The sequence below is a fragment of the Marinobacterium rhizophilum genome (genome assembly GCF_024397915.1).
GTDB lineage: Bacteria > Pseudomonadota > Gammaproteobacteria > Pseudomonadales > Balneatricaceae > Marinobacterium_A > Marinobacterium_A rhizophilum_A.
Genome location: NZ_CP073347.1, coordinates 4,036,573 through 4,057,832 on the forward strand (window position 1 = coordinate 4,036,573; position 21,260 = coordinate 4,057,832).

At 55.7% G+C, this 21,260-nt stretch carries 16 protein-coding genes; 11 read left to right on the forward strand and 5 right to left on the reverse strand.

Features of this window, described 5'->3' with window-relative positions; translation table 11 throughout:
* Positions 1 to 14 precede the first annotated feature (14 nt).
* From folD to KDW95_RS18250, 8 genes are all read left to right on the forward strand, one after another.
* On the forward strand, positions 15 to 920 hold the full coding sequence (gene folD / locus KDW95_RS18215) for a bifunctional methylenetetrahydrofolate dehydrogenase/methenyltetrahydrofolate cyclohydrolase FolD (RefSeq protein ID WP_255853201.1): 906 nt from the start codon (positions 15 to 17) through the stop codon (positions 918 to 920).
* A gap of 105 nt (positions 921 to 1,025) precedes the next feature.
* Positions 1,026 to 2,672: an electron transfer flavoprotein-ubiquinone oxidoreductase gene (locus tag KDW95_RS18220; RefSeq protein WP_255856537.1), complete on the forward strand. Its 1,647-nt coding sequence runs from the start codon at positions 1,026 to 1,028 to the stop codon at positions 2,670 to 2,672.
* A 466-nt stretch (positions 2,673 to 3,138) separates the two neighbouring features.
* Entirely contained in the window at positions 3,139 to 4,092 is a 954-nt protein-coding gene (locus KDW95_RS18225; protein ID WP_255853202.1) for an ABC transporter substrate-binding protein, read from the forward strand.
* 127 nt (positions 4,093 to 4,219) lie between these two features.
* Positions 4,220 to 5,281, forward strand: coding sequence for a quaternary amine ABC transporter ATP-binding protein (locus KDW95_RS18230; RefSeq protein WP_255853203.1), 1,062 nt, complete (start codon positions 4,220 to 4,222; stop codon positions 5,279 to 5,281).
* A gap of 1 nt (position 5,282) precedes the next feature.
* Positions 5,283 to 6,800, forward strand: coding sequence for an ABC transporter permease (locus KDW95_RS18235; RefSeq protein WP_255853204.1), 1,518 nt, complete (start codon positions 5,283 to 5,285; stop codon positions 6,798 to 6,800).
* A gap of 597 nt (positions 6,801 to 7,397) precedes the next feature.
* The gene (locus tag KDW95_RS18240) at positions 7,398 to 8,609 is read left to right on the forward strand and encodes an aromatic ring-hydroxylating oxygenase subunit alpha (RefSeq protein WP_255853205.1); all 1,212 of its coding nucleotides are present in this window, start codon (positions 7,398 to 7,400) and stop codon (positions 8,607 to 8,609) included.
* 91 nt (positions 8,610 to 8,700) lie between these two features.
* A complete protein-coding gene (locus KDW95_RS18245) occupies positions 8,701 to 9,789 on the forward strand; it encodes a hybrid-cluster NAD(P)-dependent oxidoreductase (protein ID WP_255853206.1) in 1,089 nt (362 codons plus the stop codon).
* Positions 9,790 to 9,999: 210 nt separating this feature from the next.
* Positions 10,000 to 12,303 (forward strand): molybdopterin guanine dinucleotide-containing S/N-oxide reductase, encoded by a 2,304-nt coding sequence (locus KDW95_RS18250; RefSeq protein ID WP_255853207.1) that lies wholly within the window; start codon positions 10,000 to 10,002, stop codon positions 12,301 to 12,303.
* Positions 12,304 to 12,409: 106 nt separating this feature from the next.
* Here KDW95_RS18250 and KDW95_RS18255 read toward each other — a convergent pair whose 3' ends face one another.
* The 4 genes from KDW95_RS18255 to KDW95_RS18270 form a co-directional block, all read right to left on the reverse strand.
* Positions 12,410 to 14,005, reverse strand: coding sequence for an N-acyl-D-amino-acid deacylase family protein (locus KDW95_RS18255; RefSeq protein ID WP_255853208.1), 1,596 nt, complete (start codon positions 14,003 to 14,005; stop codon positions 12,410 to 12,412).
* A 12-nt stretch (positions 14,006 to 14,017) separates the two neighbouring features.
* Positions 14,018 to 15,313, reverse strand: coding sequence for a TRAP transporter large permease (locus KDW95_RS18260; RefSeq protein WP_255853209.1), 1,296 nt, complete (start codon positions 15,311 to 15,313; stop codon positions 14,018 to 14,020).
* Entirely contained in the window at positions 15,310 to 15,804 is a 495-nt protein-coding gene (locus KDW95_RS18265) for a TRAP transporter small permease (RefSeq protein WP_255853210.1), read from the reverse strand. The genes KDW95_RS18260 and KDW95_RS18265 overlap by 4 nt, the downstream gene beginning before the upstream one ends.
* Positions 15,805 to 16,106: 302 nt before the next feature.
* Positions 16,107 to 17,105: a TRAP transporter substrate-binding protein gene (locus KDW95_RS18270; protein WP_255853211.1), complete on the reverse strand. Its 999-nt coding sequence runs from the start codon at positions 17,103 to 17,105 to the stop codon at positions 16,107 to 16,109.
* Positions 17,106 to 17,242: 137 nt separating this feature from the next.
* Between KDW95_RS18270 and KDW95_RS18275 the strand changes: the two genes are divergently transcribed.
* Positions 17,243 to 18,154, forward strand: coding sequence for a LysR family transcriptional regulator (locus KDW95_RS18275; RefSeq protein ID WP_255853212.1), 912 nt, complete (start codon positions 17,243 to 17,245; stop codon positions 18,152 to 18,154).
* Here KDW95_RS18275 and KDW95_RS18280 read toward each other — a convergent pair.
* A complete protein-coding gene (locus KDW95_RS18280; protein WP_255853213.1) occupies positions 18,145 to 19,056 on the reverse strand; it encodes a LysR substrate-binding domain-containing protein in 912 nt (303 codons plus the stop codon). The genes KDW95_RS18275 and KDW95_RS18280 overlap by 10 nt on opposite strands.
* Before the next feature lie 140 nt (positions 19,057 to 19,196).
* Between KDW95_RS18280 and KDW95_RS18285 the strand changes: the two genes are divergently transcribed.
* Together KDW95_RS18285 and KDW95_RS18290 are read left to right on the forward strand one after the other, a co-directional pair.
* Positions 19,197 to 20,207, forward strand: a complete 1,011-nt coding sequence (locus tag KDW95_RS18285; RefSeq protein ID WP_255853214.1) for a D-cysteine desulfhydrase — start codon at positions 19,197 to 19,199, stop codon at positions 20,205 to 20,207.
* A gap of 21 nt (positions 20,208 to 20,228) precedes the next feature.
* Complete coding sequence (locus KDW95_RS18290) at positions 20,229 to 21,251, forward strand: YeiH family protein (RefSeq protein WP_255853215.1); 1,023 nt, start codon at positions 20,229 to 20,231, stop codon at positions 21,249 to 21,251.
* The last annotated feature ends 9 nt before the right edge of the window (positions 21,252 to 21,260 follow it).

Consider the following 21,260-nt stretch of genomic DNA (forward strand, 5'->3'; position numbering starts at 1 on the left):
AGGGACTTGCAACGATGACTGATCAGGCAACCAAGATCGACCAAGACGTAACCACTGCCGAGCGCATCGACGGCAAGGCCTTTGCTGCGGCCCTGCGCGCCGATGTGGCAGAAGGTGCCGCCCGCTTTCAGGCCCAGGCCGGGCGCCAGCCGGGTCTCGCCGTGGTACTGGTGGGGGATGACCCGGCCAGCCAGGTGTATGTGAAAACCAAGATGCGCCAGGCCGCCGAGGCCGGCATCGCCTCCTTTCCGCACCTGCTGCCGGGCAGCACCAGCCAGGCTCATCTGCTGCAGCTGATCGACGCACTCAACAGCGATGATCAGGTGGATGGCATCCTGGTGCAACTGCCGCTGCCGGCACAGATCGAGGAAACCGCCGTGATCGAGGCCATCGATCCGGCCAAAGACGTGGACGGCTTCCACCCGGTCAACGTCGGGCGCCTGAGCACCGGCCAGCCGGCGCTGGTGCCCTGCACGCCGCTGGGCTGCCTGCTGTTGCTGCAGGATCGCCTGGGTGACCTGTCCGGCAAGAAAGCCGTGGTGGTGGGGCGCTCCAATATCGTCGGCAAGCCGATGGGGCAACTCCTGCTGAACGCCAGCTGCACCGTGACCACGGTGCACTCCAGAACTCAGGACCTGGCGGCGGAATGCCGCAGTGCCGACATCCTGGTGGTGGCGGTGGGCCGGCCCGAAATGATCGATGCCAGCTACATCAAGCCCGGTGCCATCGTGCTGGATGTGGGCATCAACCGCATCGAGATGGCCGAGGGCAAGTCCCGCCTCACGGGGGATGTCGACTTTGCGGCGGCGTCCAGCGTGGCGGGTGCCGTAACGCCGGTACCGGGGGGCATAGGCCCCATGACCGTGGCCTGCCTGCTGCGCAACACCCTGAGTGCTGCACAGGCGCGCGTCGCAGAGTAAGGGTTAAGGGTCGGGATCTGCCGGCGGTTTGCAGCAGGGTTATGCAAGAGTAAAGGGGAGAACATTACAGTGAGTGATAACGAGCGTACTGCCGAACGCGAGTCCATGGAGTTCGACGTTGTCATCGTCGGCGCCGGTCCCGCCGGCCTGTCGGCTGCCTGCCGACTGATGCAGCAGGCGAAAGACGCCGAGCAGGAAATCACCGTTTGCGTGGTGGAGAAGGGGGCCGAAGTCGGTGCCCATATCCTGTCCGGTGCCGTGATCGAGCCACGGGCATTGAACGAGCTGTTCCCCGACTGGGCGGCGCAGGGTGCGCCGCTGAAAACCGCGGTGACCGAGGACCAGATCTACCTGCTCAAGGATGCGCAGGGTGCGCGACGCATCCCCAATGCGCTGGCGCCCAAGACCATGCACAACCACGGCAACTACGTGGCGAGCCTCGGCAACCTGTGCCGCTGGCTGGGCGAGCAGGCCGAGGCGCTGGGGGTGGAAGTCTTCCCGGGCTTTGCCGCCAGTGAAGTGCTCTATCATGAGGACGGCCCGCTCAAAGGCAGCGTCAAGGGCATCGCCACCGGTGACATGGGGATTGGCCGCGATGGCAAACCCAAGGACAGCTACATGGCGGGCATGGAACTGCACGCCAAGTACACCCTGTTCACCGAAGGTTGTCGCGGCCACCTGGGCAAGCAGCTGATCAGGCAGTTTGCACTGGACAAGGACGCCGACCCGCAACATTACGGCATTGGCATCAAGGAGTTGTGGGATATCGACCCTGCCAAGCACCAGCCGGGCCTGGTGGTGCATGGCGCGGGCTGGCCGCTTGAAGGTGACACCAACGGCGGCTTCTTCCTCTACCACGGTGAAAACAACCAGGTGGTGGTGGGGCTGATCATCGACCTGAACTACGCCAACCCCTGGCTGAGCCCGTTCGACGAGTTCCAGCGCATGAAGCAGCACCCGCTGTTTGCGCAGTATCTCGAGGGTGGCAAACGGGTGTCCTACGGCGCCCGCGCCATTGCCAAGGGCGGCTTCAACTCCCTACCCAAAATGACCATGCCCGGCGCCCTGTTGCTCGGCTGTGATGCCGGCACCCTGAACTTCTCCAAGATCAAGGGTACCCACACGGCAATGAAGTCCGGCATGCTGGCAGCCGAAACGGTGTTCGAAGCACTGGCGGCTGGCGATGAAGGCGGCCAGGAGCTGGTGTCTTTCACCGAGAAGTTCCAGGCCTCCTGGCTCTACGATGACCTGTTCCGCAGCCGCAACTTTGGCCCGGCGATGCACAAGTTCGGCACCCTGCTGGGTGGCGCCTTTAATGTCATCGACCAGAACCTGTTTGGTGGCAAGATTCCGGTCACGCTGCACGACACCCGTGTCGACTATGCCCAGCTGAAACCGGCAGCCCAGTACTCGCGGATCGAGTATCCCAAGCCTGATGGCAAGCTGAGTTTTGACAAGCTTTCGTCGGTGTTCCTGTCCAGCACCAACCACGAAGAGGATCAGCCGAGCCACCTGCAGCTGGCGGATGCCGGCATCCCGATCGGAACGAACCTGCCCACCTGGGCGGAGCCGGCACAGCGTTTTTGCCCGGCCGGCGTCTATGAAATCGTGGATGAGCCCAGCGGCCCGCGGTTTCAGATCAACGCCCAGAACTGCGTGCACTGCAAAACCTGTGACATCAAGGACCCGTCGCAGAACATCACTTGGGTCGTGCCTGAAGGGGGTGGCGGGCCGAACTATCCGAACATGTGAGCAAGCAAGGAGCAAGGAGCAAGGAGCAAGGGGCAAGAAAGCCTCAATCTGGATGGTTCCGGAAGGGGGCGCTACCCGAACGCAAGCTTGGTGATCAAGGAACTCCACCAGGGGCTGCAAAATATCACCCGGGTGGTTCCGGAAGCGGGAGCTACCCGAACGCAAGCTTGTTGATCAAGGAACTCCACCAGGGACTGCAAAATATCACCCGGGTGGTTCCGGAAGGGGGCGCTACCCGAACACAAGCTTGGTGATCAAGGAACTCCACCAGGGACTGCAAAATATCACCCGGGTGGTTCCGGAAAGGGGCGTTACCCGAACACGAGCCTGATGGTCAGGGAGTCCCAGGTGCTGCAAAACATCACCTGGGGGCACTTCAGAAGGGGGCGGGGGCCTAACTACCCGAATATGTAAGCCTTGATAAATGCATGAATATCGTCAATCCAACATTAGAAAGGAAAGTGATATGAAATCAGCAAAGGCATTTGGCGCCGCAGCGGCGTTTTGTTTAACCGGTGGCCTGGCGCAAGCCGCAGACGTGGTTCTGGGCGTTCCCAGCTGGCCTTCGGCCGCTGCCACGGCTCATATTCTAAAGGTGGTGATGGAGGACAACCTGGGATTGGATGTGTCCATGCAAAGCGGCTCTAATGCGGTTATTTGGGAAGCGATGGACCGGGGATCCATGCACGTACACCCGGAAGTCTGGCTGCCCAATCAGAGCAATCTGCATGACAAGTATGTCAAGACCAACGGTACCGTGCTGCAAAACCCCAATGGTGTTACGGCATCACAGGGGATCTGCGTCACCAAGGAAATCTCGGAAAAACATAACATAACATCCATTTTTGACCTGACAGACCCGGACAAGTCGGTACTTTTCGACGCCGATGGTGATGGCGTGGGCGATATGTGGATCGGTGAACCTGGCGCAGCCTCGACGACGATAGAGACGATCAAGGCCAAAAGCTACGGTTATGACGAAACCATGACGCAGGTCGTTATGGATATGCCACTCAACTGGGCGGCGCTCGATGCCGCGGTTAAAGCAGACAAGCCCTATGCGTTCTTCTGCTACAAGCCGCACCATGTGTTTAATTTGTACGACCTGGTAATGCTCGAAGAGCCGCCACATAACGCGGATACCTGGAAGGTAGTGCAACCCACCGATGATCCCGATTGGCTGGCGAACTCCAATGCCGATAGTGCCTGGGACACGGCCTATCTGTACGTGCACTACGCCAAGTCTCTGGAACAGGATCAGCCTGAAGCTGCGATGCTTCTGAAAAACTTCAAACTCAACGCCGACCTGGTTGGTGAGTTGAGTTACCACGTGGTGGTCGAGAAGAAAGATCCTGCTGTCGTTGCCAAAGAGTGGGTTCAAGAGCACAGCAGCCTGGTTGAGTCCTGGCTGGGCCAATAGTCCGGTTCCGTTAGAGCATAGTCTGATAGACATCGGGTCATGAAGCGAATGGCTTCAGAAATCGATTCTGGAGTCATTCGCTGTACCTCAACCCAATCAGATGCCTGCAACGACACCAATACGAGTAGTGAGGGAACCCATCGTGAGTGCGAATGTCATTCAGCTAGAAAACGTGTGGAAAATTTTTGGAAAGAATTCCGATCAGGCGATGAAGGCGGTCGTTGAGGAGGGGCTGGACAAGGCTGCCGTTCTGGAACGTTTTTCTTGTGTGGTGGGGATCGCGAATGTCTCGTTTACGGTGCCTCGCGGCGAGATCTTTTGCATCATGGGGCTGTCCGGCAGCGGGAAATCTACGCTGATTCGGCACCTTAATCGCCTCATCGAACCCACCGCCGGCAATATAAATGTCCTTGGGCGGGATATGTCTGCCCTGTCCCACAATGAGCTGCGGGATGTCCGTGCCAAACATATCGGCATGGTGTTCCAGCACATGGCGCTGCTGCCGCATCGCACGGTGCTGGACAACGTCGCCTTTCCGCTGGAAGTACAGGGCGTTCCCAAGAAGAAGCGCTGGGAAACCTCCCAGCATGCCCTGTCACTGGTGAACCTCGGTGGTTATGAAGACCGCCTGCCCAGTGAGCTTTCGGGTGGCATGCAACAGCGTGTCGGCCTGGCCCGGGCGCTGGCCAGTGATCCCGAAGTGCTGCTGATGGACGAACCCTTCAGCGCGCTCGATCCGCTCATTCGGCGCGAGCTGCAGAATCAGTTTGTGACGCTGACCAAGACGCTGCAGAAAACCACCATCTTTATTACTCATGATCTTGATGAAGCGATCCGCATCGGCGATCGCATCGCGATCATGAAGGACGGGCACCTGATTCAGGTCGGCACACCAGAGGAGATCGTGATGCATCCGGCAGACGATTATGTGGCTGATTTTGTCAAAGACATCTCCAACCTGAAGCTGGTCTGTGCCCACTCGATCATGCAGGAAATCAACAGTGAAACGGTACCTGCCGGCATGAATCTGGAGGATGCTCCGCGGGTGGGTGAAAACACCAATCTTGATCAGCTGATCGATATTGCCGTCACCTCGGATCTGCCAATCATAATCACCGATGCAGCGGGAGCGGATATCGGCATCGTCAGCAAAAATATTCTGCTGCAGGGCATCAAGGGGGAAGAGTAATATGAATGCCAGCAATCAATCCTCGGAGCTGATAGAACAACCCAAGTCCGTTCATCGTTTTACCGAACGCCAGGGTGACTATTACAGCAAACAGTTCGAAAAGATCCAGTCCAGCAATCGCATCACCTTCTCATTTAATCCCTACGCTGCGTTACTGGGGCCGCTCTGGGCCTCGGCGCGTAACGTCTGGGGGTTCTTTTGGATGAGTACCGTCGCCACGCTGTTTGCGCTGGTCCAGTTGGGGCGGGGGTTATGGGGTGAACTGGGGGCGGACAGTCTGGCGCGGGCGCAACGCCTGAGCGAAAAGTCGCAGGAGATGGCCGCCAAGGCCCAGGCTGCCATAGAATCCGGGTCCTCGAGTGCCGAGGTTCTGCAGCGTAACGCCGATAACCTGCAGCGGGCTGCAGAGAACGCCCTGCTTGCCGCTGAGGCGGCGGTTTCCGGAGCGAACCAGCTGATACTCCTGGGCACGCTGGCCCTGCTGGCTACCATGCTGATCCAGGGTTTCGTGGCCAATATCCTTTATGAACAGAAATACTGCCGCTGGCGCGGGGGGCGTAGTGAAGCAAGCGGTTTCAGCCTGGCGAACCTGCTCTTCGGCGCCCTGATGCTGGTCGTGATGTTTCCGCTGACACTGTACCGTTTTACGGCGGCCAAGCCGGAGGCGTGGCTGACGGAGTTTCCCACCGACAAATCAATTTTCAACGGAGCCGCCAGCTGGCTGGACGCAGGCTTTGACAGCATCGCCTCAAGGGGAGCCGGTTTTTTTGATGGTATTACCAGCGGCATACGCATGTTGCTCGATGGCCTGGAAGTGGTGCTGGTCGATACGCCCTGGCCGGTAACGGCGATGGTGATACTGGTGATGGCCTGGCGTGTGGCCGGCCCGCGGGTGGCCATCTTCACGCTTGCGGCGCTGGCTTACCTCGCGTTTCTGGGGTACTGGGAGAAAAGCATGGCAACGGTTGCGCTGCTGGGCGCTGCGGCCACCCTGTGTGTGGTGATCGGCGTGCCGCTGGGGATCCTGTGCGCGAAGAGCCCCTCGACCTACGCGTTTGCTCGACCGGTGCTGGACTTTATGCAGACCATGCCGGCGTTTGTCTATCTGATTCCGATCATCGCGTTTTTTGGCACCGGCAAGCCGCCGGGTATCCTGGCCACGATCATTTTCGGCATGCCGCCGGTCGTGCGACTGACGGCACTGGGCATCAAGCAAGTCCCACCCACGATAGTGGAAGCAGCGCTGGCTTTTGGCTGTACCCGGCGCAAGCTGCTGCTGGATGTGGAAATTCCCCTGGCTTTGCCCAACATCATGACTGGCGTCAACCAGACTATCCTGATGTGCCTGTCGATGGTGGTTATCGCCTCGCTGATCGGTGCTGAAGGCCTCGGTACTGACGTGCTGCAGGCATTGCAGTTCGCGGCGAAAGGACAGGGACTGCTGGCCGGTTTGGCCATCCTGCTCTGCGCCATGATTATTGACCGGATCGTCCAGGGGCGGTTTAAACGGGAGGACTAATAAAATTATCAACCCGGCGGTGAAACAGTTCGTCCTGGCCTGTTTCATTGTCACCCTTGAAAATCGTGCGAAGTTGTTTGAAATCCATCGATTTTCAGGGCCATGGATGGCCTGTGTGCAAAAAAGCAGGAGCATTTTTTGTCAAGGACTCGCATTGGCCGTTGGCCAATGCGAGTACTGCGTTTTGGAGACTGATAGTCTCAGTTGTTGACTGTTCGAGTTTGAAGGTACGCATGGAAAAAGGCGCCGTCTGTGTGAATCAGGAACAGTGCCAATTTTACCGTTGCGGGCTGCGTGGTTACAGGCTTTATAGGTATTGGCGGGATTTTAAGTCACGGAATTAGATAGGGTTTTGTGCTTATTAACCTGGCTGGAAAATAGGTTACCTCCCTATTTGCCAGTCACCCCACATACTCTCTAGCGCAAAGAATGGGCGCAAGTGCGTGGACGTGCTGGACTCTCTCATGTAGATAGATGGGGTTCGCATTGGCCTGCGGCCAATGATGAAACATTCCTGTTTCATGTATTAACCCGCCGGGTTAATAATTGAATTTCAATTGGATTTCAATTGAAATTTCCATCAGCAATGGAGGCGGTATGAAGTTTTCAGCAGCTGTTTTAGAAAGTCTAAAGGCGCGCAAACCAGGTTACAGCCTGTCGCAACAGTTCTATACAGACCCCGAACTATTCGATCTGGAAATGGAACTTATCTTTGCTCAAACCTGGCTGGCGATCGGGCACGTATGTGAGGTACCCAAGGCGGGGGATTACGTTACGGTCAATGTTGGTAAAGACTCGTTGCTGATTGTGCGTAACAACGAAGGGGGTATCAGCGCTTTCTTCAATACCTGTCGTCACCGTGGCTCGGTACTTTGTACCAAGGCCAGTGGCAGCACTCCAAAAATTGTATGTCCCTACCACCAGTGGACATATGAACTTGACGGTCAGCTGATTTTTGCGCGTGAGATGGGCAGTGATTTTGACAAGGCCGATTTTCCGCTGAATAAGGTAAACGTTGAGGTGGCGGGCGGCACAATCTACGTCTGTCTCAGTGACAATCCACCGGATTTCAGTGACTACGCCAGAACAATTGAGCCCTATATAGCGCCCCATGGCATGGAGGACTTGAAAGTCGCTGCGGAAATCTCGATTGTAGAGCAGGGTAACTGGAAGCTGGTCTGGGAAAATAATCGCGAGTGCTATCACTGCCAGGCCGGGCACCCCTCTCTTTTACGCAGCCTGCCAGAAAGTGATGATCCGAATGACCCGGTCACCACGCCTGATGCCAAAGCGCATATGGAGAAGGCTTTTTCCGACTGGGAGCACAAAGACCTGCCCTACCGTGCGGTAAACAAAAACGGTTGGCGCATTGCTCGCATGCCCCTTGTGAAAGGTGCGGTATCCATGACCATGGATGGCCAGCCGGCTGTGAAGAACCATCGACTGGGTACCCTCCCAGATGTTGATGTAGGCACCTTGCGCAACCTTCATTTGCCGAACGTCTGGCTCCATTATCAGGCAGATCATTGTATTTCCTTCCGGGTGCTGCCGATAAGCCCCCAGGAAACGCAATTGACCTGCAAGTGGATGGTGCCGAAGGATGCGGTAGAGGGCATCGACTACGATGTAGAAACCTTGACCAAAGTCTGGCGTGATACGAATGATGAAGATCGAAGCTTTGTTGAGCGCAACCAGCTGGGAATAAATACACGTGCCTACAAGCCTGGCCCTTATTCACCGACTGCAGAGTTTGGGGTGAAAGCTTTTGTTGATTGGTATACAGACCGCATGATTGAAAAACTTAGCTAAGCACTGAGAAAATCTGCTGTAAATTTTTTGCGGCAGATTTTCCCGTGGATAGTTTTTTACTTTGAGGCTCTGATTATAGAGGTGTAATGTTATGCGTTCATCGGACCTGGCTAAACTGAAAGATGTTCCGTTTTACTGGAATGATGAGCAGCGTTTAGAGTGTGTCATGGTGATGCCGGAAACTCGTAACGCCAAGACCTTCTTCTTCAAAGTTGATGATGATCAGTTATTCAACTATGAGCCTGGGCAGTTCATAACAATCGAAGTACCCACTGAAAATGGTATTCTGCACCGTTCGTACACGCTTTCGACTACCCCTTCCAGGCCGCTCTCCATTGGCATTACCGTAAAGCGTCAAGAGGATGGGCAGGGGGGCAGTGCCTGGCTGCTGGATAACCTCAAGTTGGGCGATAGTATAAAGGCATATGGGCCCTCAGGTGTTTTTTCCTGTCGTAGTCACCCGGCCAAAAAATACTTGTTTATTTCAGCGGGCTCGGGGATCACCCCAATGATCTCAATGCTGCGCTGGCTTTATGATTATAGTGTGCATACCGATATTACTTTCATTCATTGTGCAGCGAGACCATCGGAAATACTTTTCCGTGATGAAGTTGAACATATGTCCAAGCGGGATCCGGATATCAAGGTCAGCTGGATTGTCAAAGATACAGACCGGTATGATGTTTGGACAGGATTCCAGGGACGTTTTAACCAGATTATGCTGGAGCTGATAGCACCTGACTTTGCTTCGCGTGAAATATTCTGTTGCGGTTCCGAAGGTTTCATGCAGAGTGTTCGTGACATTCTTCACGCTGAAGAATTTGACATGGCGCAATATCACGAGGAAAGCTTCGGAGCGCCTATTTATACGCAGGCAGACACACCGGAGCACGATGACGTTGTCCCGGCGGATGATGTCGAGGCGGCAATCCATTTCAATAGTTTGAACACAGAGGTTGCCTGCAAGCAGACAGATACCTTGCTTTCAGTAGCAAAGGAGGTGGGCATCGTTATTCCCTCGGCATGCATGTTTGGTGTATGTGGAAGCTGCAAAATCAAAAAAACCTCTGGTGAAGTGCATATGATTCATAATGGTGGCATTTCCGATGCGGAAGTCGAGTCCGGATATGTACTGGCCTGTTGCTCGCGTGCAATTGGCCGGGTGGTGCTGGAGGTTTAGAATTTAATTTATTCCCCCGAAAAATGCCGTCTGTTGCTGCAGTCGATGCTCGGTTATTGCTGTACAGGCTGTAAAACGAACAGGATCACACGGCAATTTTGAGCGTCAAATTGCCGTTATCAACGCGAATGCGGCCGGCGGGCAAGATGTTAGCGGCGTTCGGATCCTGTTTTTCAGGGTCGACCAATTAACTACAGCAGGGAATCGACAATGAAGAAGCACGTAACCTCTAGCCATTGGGGAGCGGGAGTCGCAGAAGTTCAAGATGGACGCCTAGTGGGTGTCGGCGCTCATCCTATCGATCCACACCCTTCCTCTATCAATGATAACTTCGTCAGTTCGATTTACGGTTCCTCCCGTATACTCCGTCCCGCTGTACGCAAGGGGTATCTCGAGCATGGGCCTGGGCAGCAGACTGACCGGCGAGGCAAGGAGCCTTTTGTCGAGGTCTCCTGGGAAACCGCGCTGGATCTGGCGGCGGCTGCGCTGAAGAACACCTGCGAAGAACACGGTAACGAGGCGATATTTGGTGGTTCCTATGGCTGGGGTAGCGCCGGACGCTTTCATCATGCCCAGAGTCAGTTGAAACGTTTTCTCGGCTGTGCTGGCGGCTTTGTGAGAAGTGACGGCAACTACAGCTACAATGCCGCGCTCATTCTGCTGCCTTATCTTATCGGTGATTTCGAAAATCTGGCACCCACAGGAACCCGCTGGTCGACCATCGCAAAGGAGGGAGAGCTGGTCGTCATGTTCGGTGGCATGCCGTTAAAAAACGCTCAGGCGGCTCCGGGCGGGTGCTCCAGGCACCGTCTGCGTGATGAGCTGCGTGCCTGCCATTGTGCTGGCGTGAAATTCGTCGACTTCAACCCCTGCAAATCTGACACGCCCGCTGAAATTGAAGCCGAATGGCTGGCGCTGGTGCCCGGTTCCGACACGGCGATCATGCTCGCGCTTGCCCATACGCTTCTGGTTGAAAATCTTCATGATCAGGCTTTCCTGGATCGGTACACCGTGGGCTTTGATGAAGTCAAAGCCTACCTTGTTGGGGACAAGGACGGCATCGCCAAAACGGCCGAGTGGGCCAGTAAACTATCTGACATTCCCGCGGACAGGATACGCACGCTGGCGCGACAAATGGCAGCTTCGCGAACCTTTATTTGTACCGCAGCGGGTGTGCAGCGGGGAGAGCATGGTGAACAACCCCTGTGGGGAACCATCACTCTTGCTTCAATGCTGGGCCAGATAGGCTTGCCGGGGAGCGGTTTCGGGATTGCATACGGTTCCGATGGCGGTATTGGTTTGATGAACCGCCCGATACGCTGGCCGGCTTTGCCGCAGGGCAAGAACAGGGTAGAGCCCTTTATCCCGGTCGCCTGTATTTCCGATATGCTGCTGCATCCAGGAGAAGCCTATCAGTACAACGGGTTGGATTTGACTTATCCTGATATTCGGATGATTTGGTGGGCCGGGGGTAACCCCTTCCATCATCACCAGGATATAAACCGGCTGATTCAGGCCTTCCAGAAACCGGAAACGGTGATCGTCAACGAGCTCAACTGGACCGCAACGGCACGCTTTGCCGACATTGTTTTTCCGGTAACCTCGACGCTTGAACGAGAAGATATTGGCGGCGGAAAGCGGGATAACTGCTTGATTCCAATGCCGAAAATTATTGCGCCCGTAGGAGAGGCTCGGGACGAGTACGATATCTTCACAGCACTCGCCCGGCGCCTGGGTATTGAAGAAGAATTTACACAGAATAAGACTTCGCGTCAGTGGCTCGAGGAAATGTGGGGTGATGTCAGTCATCAGGCCGCCGAACTGGGCGTTGAGTTACCGGCATTCGATGGGTTTCTGAACGGCGACATTATCGAGTTTGCGGATCCAAATCCGGATACCGTGTTGTTCTCAGATTTTCGCAAAGACCCTGAAAAAAACAGGCTGACGACACCGAGTGGGAAAATAGAGCTCTACAGTGAAACCATTGCCTCCTTTGGTTATTCCGACTGCCCCGGGCAGGCGACCTGGCTGCCTCCAACGGAATGGCTCAAGTCGGATCGCGCAGCGCTCTATCCGATTCATATGATCTCAGGGCAGCCTAAAACCAGGCTACATAGCCAGCTTGATCAGGGTGCCTACAGCCAGCGCAACAAGATTCAGGGTCGAGAGCCGATCATGATTCATCCCAATGATGCGATGAAACGCAATATCGTCGACGGTGATGTTGTTACCGTCTTCAATGATCGTGGATCCTGTCTCGCCGGCGCCATTGTCACCTCTGATATTCGAGAACAGACCGTTTACCTGTGTACAGGGGCCTGGTATGACCCTCTGGATTCAGAGCAGCAAGGCTCCCTCGACAAGCACGGCAACCCCAATATGCTGACCCATGACAAGAGAACATCAAGGCTTTCCCAGGGAACGGCTGCGCACAGTACGCTGGTCAATATCGAAAAGTATGAAGGTGAGCTGCCTGCTATAACCGCATACGTGGCACCTGTAAACGCGGGGTAATTTTTCAAGGCAGGAACCTGTAGCGGGATCTCGGTTTCTGCAACTGGGGCTTAGCGGGATACTAGGTTGTGCTGCTGTCGGCGCCGGCAGCAGCACAGGGCCAGGTTCAGGCGCGCAGAACACGCCCCGCATTGTTATCGGTACGCTTGCCCGCCTGGATGGCGAGTTTCCCGTTGACGATAACGTGATCAATACCGGACGGGTAGCGGTTCGGGTCCTGTAACGTTGAATTATCGTGCAGCTCGCGGCTGCTAAAAATGGTGATATCGGCCATGTTGCCTTTTTTAAGTGTGCCTCGGTCCTTGATGCCAAGGCGCTCGGCGGCTAGCCCCGTGATGCGACGAATGGCATCTTCGAGCGTTATTAATTTTTCCTCTCGATAGTAGTGTTCAACAAAGCGTGAAGCCCAGCCGTAAGTGCTCGGCGACCACCGCTTCTTGCCCAGGGCGCCATAGGGCGCCAGCGTTATGGTGTCAGAAATGATGCCGCATTCGGATTGACTGACGCAGAGCCGGTTATCGGACTCTGCGAAGTTGTTGGCGGCCCAGGTGACATTAAACATGCCCTCGCCTTCTTCCAGCAGGAGATCAAGCACGGTGTCATGAGGGTCCTTCTGACGACGTTTGGCTGCTATCTCGGCGATAGTAAGACCATTCAGGTCCGCATTCTGTTCGCACTGAAACAGGATGATCAGATCCCAGCGGCCAGCCGGGATCATTTGCCAGATAGGGTTTGGGTTGTCTTTTAATGCGGCCCGTAGTCCGGGGTTTGCCAGCCGCTCCAGTATTTTGGTAACGCCACCGTCGAATGCCCAGGTTGGCAGTACTGACGACATGGTTGTAGGGCCCCAGTTGTGCGGGATGATATCAAAAGCGACATTGACCCCATCATGGCGCGCCCAGTCAATCATCTGCAACGTATGCTCCATTGCATGGGCGGGTGCACCAAATTTCGGGGCAATGTGTGAAATCTGTAAACGAACACCGGCATTGCGCGCAACTGCCAGGGCTTCACCGAAGCCCTGTTCATAATAAATATCGCGATTGCGAACGTGGGTGGCATACAGTCGGTCGTATCGTTGCAGTACACGGCACAGTTGCGTAATTTCACTAGTGGGTGCGGAGCTTCCGGGAGAATACTCCAGCCCGGTAGAGAAGCCGATAGCGCCTTCTTCGAGCGATGCTGCCAGCAGGCGCTCCATTTCTTTTATTTCGACCGGGGACGCGGGGCGGTTGATATTTTTCCCGTCCATCGCCGCGATTCTCAGAGTGCCATGCCCCACGTAGGCTGCAACATTGACGCCCAGGGGCTGTTCGCCGAGCACAGTCAGGTACTCGTCGAAAGTATTCCAGCTGATATCAATATCTGACTGATAGCCGAAAATAGATCCTTTGAGTTCGTCACACTTGGGACAGGGCGCGCAGCTATGACCACAGTTGCCAACCACTTCCAGAGTTACGCCCTGGTGAATCTGACTTTCGGCTTTGCCATTGACCAGCAGGCTGAAGTCGGAATGAGTGTGAATGTCGATGAAGCCTGGACTGACGATCTGGCCGTCGGCATCAATTCTGATTTCCGCTTGGGCAGCGGCAAGGTCACCGATGGCAGTAATTCGCTCGCCATTGATACCAAGGTCCTGTTTTGTCGCCGGCTTTCCAGTGCCGTCAACCAGTAGCCCGTTAGCAATAATAATATCAAACATTTTATGCTCCGATTAGTGACTGCTGATTCCGAATGCCAGGTTGGGAAGGAATAACACCCAGTCTTCAAAGAATACGAGCAGAACAATCACAACGAAATAAGGTATCAGCATGGGGAGTACCCCAATAGAAACCTGCTCGACCGAAGTACGGGCTATCTTTGATGCCACAAAAAGATTGACACCAATTGGCGGAGTCAGGAACCCGACCTCACAGGCAACCACGGTAAAGATTCCGAACAGTATCGGATCCACGCCGAGGGAGGTGACCAGAGGAAGAAATACAGCGGTAAAAATAATTATCTGCGGAATGGATTCAAGCCACATGCCGACAAAAATATAGAAAACCGCGATCAGAAGCAGCACCAGCCAGGGATGCTCACTGAAGGCCCCGAACAAAAATGATACTGATTCAGGGATATCGTAGAGGGTTACCAGTTGGCCAAAGGCCTTGGTTACGCCCAGGATAAACAGTACCGAACCGATCATCAGCGCCGTAAAGCGGATCGCATGGAAAATGTCTTTGACCGTTAATTGACGGTAGATCACCAAACCAACAAAAAGCGCATAAAACACGGCCACCGCAGCGGCTTCTGATGGGGTGAATATGCCGGCATAGATACCGCCCAGAATCAGAACAGGTGCTCCAATGGCCCACTTTCCTTCCCAGATGGCTCCCATCAACGGCCGCCAGGAGAAGGGCTCGCCGGTACCGCCATAGTTGTTTTTCCGGGCGATCAGGTAGGTCACGAGCATCAACAGCACACCCAGTGTCAGCCCCGGAACGATACCGGCCAGAAACAGTCGAGGAATGGACTGCTCGGCGACAAGACCATAGATGATCAGCAGGTTGCTCGGTGGAATCATGCTGCCCAGGGCACCGGCCGCGGCGGTAATGGCGCCAGCAAAGCGGGCCTTGTAATTTTCCTTCAGCATCGCCGGGATGGTAATCGAGCCGATCGCTGCCGTGGTGGCGGGACCGGAGCCTGAGAGCGCCGCGAAAAACATGCAGGAGACCACGGTTACCAGTCCGATGCCGCCTTTGTAGGCGCCAACCAGCCTGCGGGCGATGCTGATCAGGTGCTCAGACATGCCGCCTTTTTCCATGAGTGCGCCGGCCAATACAAACATGGGTATCGTGGTCAGCGGGAACGCATCAAAGGCGGTGTAGGCCGATTGAGCGAGCAGTGTTAACGGAATGTCGGCGATCCAGATACCGGCAACAGTCGCGAGTCCGGCGGCAAAGGGTATCGGGACCCCGATAAGCATCGTAAAAACGAAAACCAGTGCCATTGCTGTTGGGCCGTTCATAAGGGCAACTCCTGATTATCGTTATGCCACCAACGGTAGTAAACCTGAGCCATTCTCAATACCATCAGTACGAGACTAATGGGCACTACCAGTTGCAACCATTTTTGATCGATGCCAAGGCCCGGTGAAATAAAGGTCGTGCTGAATAAAAGCTGCATGTAAATGCTGGTCTGGATGATCATAAGAACAAGGAAACCAAGCCAGAGTATGTCTGCCAATAAAATAGATACAAGCCGGATGTTTTTAGGAAAACGGTTTACCAGTAGAAGAATTCTGATATGTGCGCGTTCCTTGATGGCCATTGAAGCGCCGATATACACCGCATAGATCATGCAGTATACCGCGAGCTCTTCCGCCCAAGGGGCCGCGCTGGAAAACAGGAAACGCAACAGTACCTGGGTCATGATGCAGCCAGCCATCAGGGTCAGGCATAAACCGCATATTACTTCTTCGAAGTGGTTTTCGATAAGCGCAAGGTATTTTCGCAACATGGCCTCCCCCTATAATGCCGTGTTGTCACCCGATATTTCACGGTGGTGACCGGTTGCCGCACTATAGTTTAGTAACATTAAACAGCTAGGAGGCTGTCCGAGAATGCTGACCGTAGCGAGAGCCGGCTGATTTGGGCTGATTTTTGCGATGTTTTAAGGCAAATAGTGGTTCTATTTAACGCCAAACAGCACGAAAATCAGCCAAACTCAGGTGGTTCGCAGTAGGTTGAGTGTTGTCGGACAGCCTCCCAGGCCCTTCCCGGGCGAGCTTGTATATCAAGCTGCCCGGGGTGGCGAACAGGTTATTGCGCGGCGGCGCGGATGTCGCTGATCAGTGTCCTGAATGCATCGTCTTTTTCTGCGGCGACTTCATCCTGCACCCGAAGAGAGGCTGCGATGAAGCCCGCTTTATCGGGATATGTCACCTGCATGCCATTCTCGGCCAGGAATGCTCGGGTTTCAGCAATATCCTTCGCCATCACTGTGCTTTGATATTCGCCAGCTTCCTGGGCGGCCTTGAAGAGCGCTTTCTTCTGTTCGTCGTCCAGTTTGCCGATAGCCCTTGAGCTGGCGAACAGAGGCGAAAAATAGGAGAAATGCTCCAGAATGGCCAGGTTGGGCACGAACTCATAAAACTTCTGAGACTTGATAAAGGATGTACCGTTGTCTGCTCCCTGCACGGTTCCGGTCTGCAAGGCCGTCGGTGTATCGGACCAGGACAGGGGAAGCGGCGCAGCACCAAAGGCATCAAAGGTTTTTATCATGACTTCGTTTTTGGGTACGCGTACCTTTATTCCTGCCATATCCTCGAAACTGTTGATAGGGCGTTCGGTATTGTAAAAGTCGCGGTGCCCTACATGGCCGAATGTAAGCAGGTGAACGCCGCTATCCTGCTGCAGCTTGTTGGCGAAGGCCTCGCCAACGGGGCCTTGAATGACCTTTCGGGTGTGTTCCGCGCTCTGGAAAATATACGGCAGTACAAAGGCATCCATCAGCGGGAAGTGCGGCGATATGTTGTTGTTGGTAATGATATACATATCAACGATGCCAAGTTGCATCGACTTGAATGCCTCATCTTCGGTCGCAAGCTGTGTGCAGCAACGGACTTTCACATCGATGCTGCCGTTGGAGTATTTCTCCGTCAACTCCTCGAATTTATCGGCCAGAATCGAGTAGGAGCTGCCTTCGGCAGCGGCATAACCAAGATTCAATGTGACATCTGCCGCCAGTGCATTGCTGGCAGTAATGGCTGCAGTACTCAGCCCCAGTGTCACGCCGAGTGACTTAAGCAGTGTGTTCATCGTGGAGTTCTCCGGATACGGTTGTTGTTAGGTCATGGTTTTTGGCGAATCAGAGATGCTTGACAACTTGAGACTATGCCATCCCGTTTGACTTGTATAATATCAATGCACTATCAATCGATACCTTCGAGTAATAGATGATGGCAATCAGATACGAGCTCCGCCACCTGAGATATTTCATTGCGGTGGCAGAAGAGCTAAGTTTCCGGGGCGCAGCCAACCGGCTGAACCTGGCCCAGCCTGCGCTGAGCCGGTCGATCAAGCAGCTTGAGGACATCCTTGACCTGCAACTGCTGGAGCGCTCGAGCCGACAGGTACGGCTAACGGCACAGGGGCAGACCTTTCTCGAAGGGGCCTATCAGACGCTGGAGCTGCTGGAGGAAACCGGCAGGCAGGCTCAGCGGGTATTTGGTGGCGAGGTCGGGCATTTGCACATCGGCTATACCGACTTTGCCATTACCGGTCGCTTGCCGACTATTCTCGATGCCTTTCGCAAAGCCTATCCGTCAATTCAGTTGCAGCTGTCACACGGTTTCACCTACCAGCAGATTGAGAGTCTGGCTGCGTCCAAGCTGGATTTCGGTTTCGTGACCGGGCCGGTCGGCGAGCATGATCTGGACAGCGTGACAGTGCAACGTGATCGATTGGTGGCGGTGGTCTCGAGCCAGCATCCGTTGGCGCCACGTGCATCGGTGCGCCTGGAGGAGCTGCGCGAAGAACCATTTGTGATGGGACTTGCCACCGGCTGGCGTCATTTTCATCTCCACCTGCAGTCGATCTGCCTGCGCCGGGGATTCCTGCCAAGGGTTGTTCAGGAAGCCTATAACAGTGAGGGCATCTTTGGTTTTATCGAGGCTAATCTGGGTATCACCGTACATGTTGAAAGTATGCGCAATTATTACCGCAAGGGCACAGTGATTTTGGAACTCGACGATGTTGACGAAGAGATACCGACCGATATGGTTTGGTTGCGAGGGGCGGTAACCCCGGTACAACAGCAGTTCATCGATTTTATTCGCCAGCACTTCGTCGATAACGCTCAGGAATAGCCCAGGTTGTAGAGTTCGAGAATATAGTTCCAGAACCTGTCGGCTTCCGGTGTACGTGTATTTTTAAAGCGATACAGCAGTATTTTCAGATCCAGGATGGGCAGCGGAGCCTCCAGGCTGCACAGCAGCCCATGTTCCAGCTCGTGGCGTATCAGGCTGGCCGGTAGCCACGCCATGCCCTGTCCCTGCAGCACCAGGGCCTTGAGTCCCTCTGCCAGCGCGCTTTCGAAGATGGGCCTGTAGGTCATTCCGGCAGGCAGTTGCGACAGGCATTCGCGTTTTACCAGCTCACCGAGAAAGGAGTCGTCCGGGTAGGCCAGCAGTTTCATGGCGGTGTCCGGGCTCAGGTTGTGCCGGGGCTGCCCCGCGTCATCGACTGCTGTGACCGGTATCAGGCGGTCGGTACCCACTTGCATGGACTCGATATCATCGCGCTCGAGTTGATCCAGTGTCACCGGCGAGGCGAAGCTCAGCAGAAAATCCCCCATGCCGGCGTGGAAGGCTTCGATCATGTCGTGCAGGTTGCCGGCCTCGAGCCGCACCAGGCTGTCATTGACCAGCGACTCGATGTTTCGAATCCAGGACGGAAAAAACGACACCGCCAGGGAGTGCTGGGCAAAAAACTGCAGGGTCTGATGCTGCTCTTCACGCAGGCGCAGTCGATCCCGGGTGGCATAGGTATCGGCAATCATGCGCCTTGCTTCGTCCACAAACTCGAGTCCTTCCGGCGTGAGCGTCGTCGGGTAGCGATTGCGGTCGATCAGGCGCACCCCCAGCCAGTTTTCCAGTGAGCGAATGCGTCGGCTGAACGCCGGCTGAGTCACGAAGCGTGCTTCGGCGGCCTTCGAAAAACTGCCGTTCTCGGACAGTGCAACGATATCCTTGAGCCACTTTATTTCCATAAAACCCCTCTGTAGCCCATTGATTACGGCACCTATGCCGAAAAGTAACCGGTCTGGGCCAATATAGCATTGGTCGCGCATCGGGTCTTGTCCCTAGTATCGGAAGATATCAACAACACAGTCGCTTTCAGGAGTTACACATGCATCTGGCCCGTTTTCCCCGTATCAACTTCGCTCACCTGCCGACTCCCCTGGAGCCGCTGACCAATCTCTCCAAGGCACTGGGCGGCCCCAACCTGTGGATCAAGCGTGACGACTGCACCGGTCTTGCCGGTGGCGGTAACAAGACGCGCAAACTGGAGTTCCTGATGGCCGATGCCGTGGAGCAGGGCGCCGATACCATCATCACCCAGGGTGCGACCCAGTCGAACCATGCCCGCCAGACCGTTGCAGCGGCTGCCAAACTCGGCATGAAATGCCACATCCTGCTGGAAGACCGTACCGGTTCCAAGGAAGTGGATTACAACTACAACGGTAACGTCATGCTGGATCAGCTGATGGACGCGCCCCTGACCAAGTTCCCCGCCGGCACCGACATGAACGCCGCCATGGAAGAGCTGGCCACCAAGCTGCGTGCTGAAGGCAAGAAGCCTTATGTCGTTCCCGGTGGCGGCTCCAACGAAATCGGCGCCCTGGGTTACGTGAACTGCGCACTGGAACTGCTGAACCAGGCCAACACTGCCGGGCTGCGTATCGACTCCGTGGTTCACGGCACTGGATCGGCCGGCACCCAGGCAGGCCTGGTTACCGGTTTCAGCGGCAGCAACAGCCAGATTCCGGTCCTGGGTATCGGTGTGCGCGTGCCCCGTGAACAGCAGGAAACCAACGTGTTCCGCCTGGCTGAGCGGACCTGCGAAAAACTCGGCATTCCGGGTGCGGTCAAGCGTGAAGATGTTGTCGCCAACTGCGACTACGTGGGTGAAGGCTACGGCCTGCCGGCGGCCAGCACCCTGGAAGCCATCGAACTGTTCGCCCGTCACGAAGGCATTCTGCTGGACCCGGTTTACTCCGGCAAGGGCGCGGCCGGTCTGATCGACCTGGTGCGCAAGGGTCACTTCGGTAAGGACGACAACGTCGTGTTCCTGCATACCGGTGGCAGCCAGGCGCTGTTCGGCTACCGCACCGCGTTCGACTTCCCGAAATACGACTGATCCACGGCGACGAGAAAGTTAATGAAAGCACTGGCAGAACATCCCATCGAGCGGCTCAGTGAGCTGAAACAGCGCTACTTTCCGGGACTCTGCGTTGCCGTGACTATCGGCATAGCAGCGACCTTCCTGGCGCAGCGTTACGGCGCACCGGCCATGCTGATGGGGTTACTGCTGGGGCTGGCATTCAACTTTCTCAGTGACGAGCCCCGCGTGGTGCCCGGTATTGAACTGGCCGCCAAGACGCTGCTGCGTCTGGGCGTCGCAATGCTGGGCCTGCGCATCACCTTCTCCGATGTACTCACCCTCGGCTGGCCGCCACTGCTGATGGTGTGCTCCGCGGTACTGCTGACCATCGGTTTCGGTATCGTTATGGCGCGCCTGCTGGGCTTTGGCAACCGCTTTGGTACCCTCACCGGTGGCTCGGTTGCCATCTGTGGCGCCTCGGCGGCCATGGCGATCAGCAGCGTGCTACCGCAGAACGAACAGACCAAGAAAGACACCCTCTTTACCGTGATCAGCGTTACGACGCTGAGCACGGTGGCCATGGTGCTTTACCCCATGATCAGCCACGAGTTGGGACTGACACCGGCCGAAGCCGGGCTCTTTCTGGGCGGGACCATCCACGACGTGGCCCAGGTGGTGGGTGCCGGTTACAGCGTGTCGTCCGAAGTCGGTGACCTGAGTACCTTTGTCAAGCTGCTGCGCGTGGCCATGCTGGTGCCCATCGTGCTGGTGATCGGTGTGGTGATTCGCCGCTCCATGGCCAGCCGCGGCGAAGTGGGCGGCGGCAGTGTCGGCGTACCGGGCTTCCTGATCGGCTTTGTGGTGCTGTTCACGCTGAACAGCCTGGGCTGGATGCCGCAGATGATCGTTGAACCCATGGCCGACAGCGCCTCCTGGCTGCTGCTTACCGCGATTGCTGCACTGGGGGTACGAACCTCGCTGAAGGAAATCCTCACCGTGGGCATCAAGCCGGTGCTACTGGTGGTCAGTGAAACAATTTTTATCATGCTGCTGGTGCTCGGTTTTATTTCGTTTAGTTGAAGATCAAAG

Coding starts and splice junctions, on each gene's coding strand:
- folD (WP_255853201.1), top strand. CDS start 15: ATGACTGATCAGGCAACCAAGATCGACCAAGACGTAACCACTGCCGAG.
- KDW95_RS18220 (WP_255856537.1), top strand. CDS start 1,026: ATGGAGTTCGACGTTGTCATCGTCGGCGCCGGTCCCGCCGGCCTGTCG.
- KDW95_RS18225 (WP_255853202.1), top strand. CDS start 3,139: ATGAAATCAGCAAAGGCATTTGGCGCCGCAGCGGCGTTTTGTTTAACC.
- KDW95_RS18235 (WP_255853204.1), top strand. CDS start 5,283: ATGAATGCCAGCAATCAATCCTCGGAGCTGATAGAACAACCCAAGTCC.
- KDW95_RS18240 (WP_255853205.1), top strand. CDS start 7,398: ATGAAGTTTTCAGCAGCTGTTTTAGAAAGTCTAAAGGCGCGCAAACCA.
- KDW95_RS18245 (WP_255853206.1), top strand. CDS start 8,701: ATGCGTTCATCGGACCTGGCTAAACTGAAAGATGTTCCGTTTTACTGG.
- KDW95_RS18250 (WP_255853207.1), top strand. CDS start 10,000: ATGAAGAAGCACGTAACCTCTAGCCATTGGGGAGCGGGAGTCGCAGAA.
- KDW95_RS18255 (WP_255853208.1), bottom strand. CDS start 14,005: ATGTTTGATATTATTATTGCTAACGGGCTACTGGTTGACGGCACTGGA.
- KDW95_RS18260 (WP_255853209.1), bottom strand. CDS start 15,313: ATGAACGGCCCAACAGCAATGGCACTGGTTTTCGTTTTTACGATGCTT.
- KDW95_RS18265 (WP_255853210.1), bottom strand. CDS start 15,804: ATGTTGCGAAAATACCTTGCGCTTATCGAAAACCACTTCGAAGAAGTA.
- KDW95_RS18270 (WP_255853211.1), bottom strand. CDS start 17,105: ATGAACACACTGCTTAAGTCACTCGGCGTGACACTGGGGCTGAGTACT.
- KDW95_RS18275 (WP_255853212.1), top strand. CDS start 17,243: ATGATGGCAATCAGATACGAGCTCCGCCACCTGAGATATTTCATTGCG.
- KDW95_RS18280 (WP_255853213.1), bottom strand. CDS start 19,056: ATGGAAATAAAGTGGCTCAAGGATATCGTTGCACTGTCCGAGAACGGC.
- KDW95_RS18285 (WP_255853214.1), top strand. CDS start 19,197: ATGCATCTGGCCCGTTTTCCCCGTATCAACTTCGCTCACCTGCCGACT.
- KDW95_RS18290 (WP_255853215.1), top strand. CDS start 20,229: ATGAAAGCACTGGCAGAACATCCCATCGAGCGGCTCAGTGAGCTGAAA.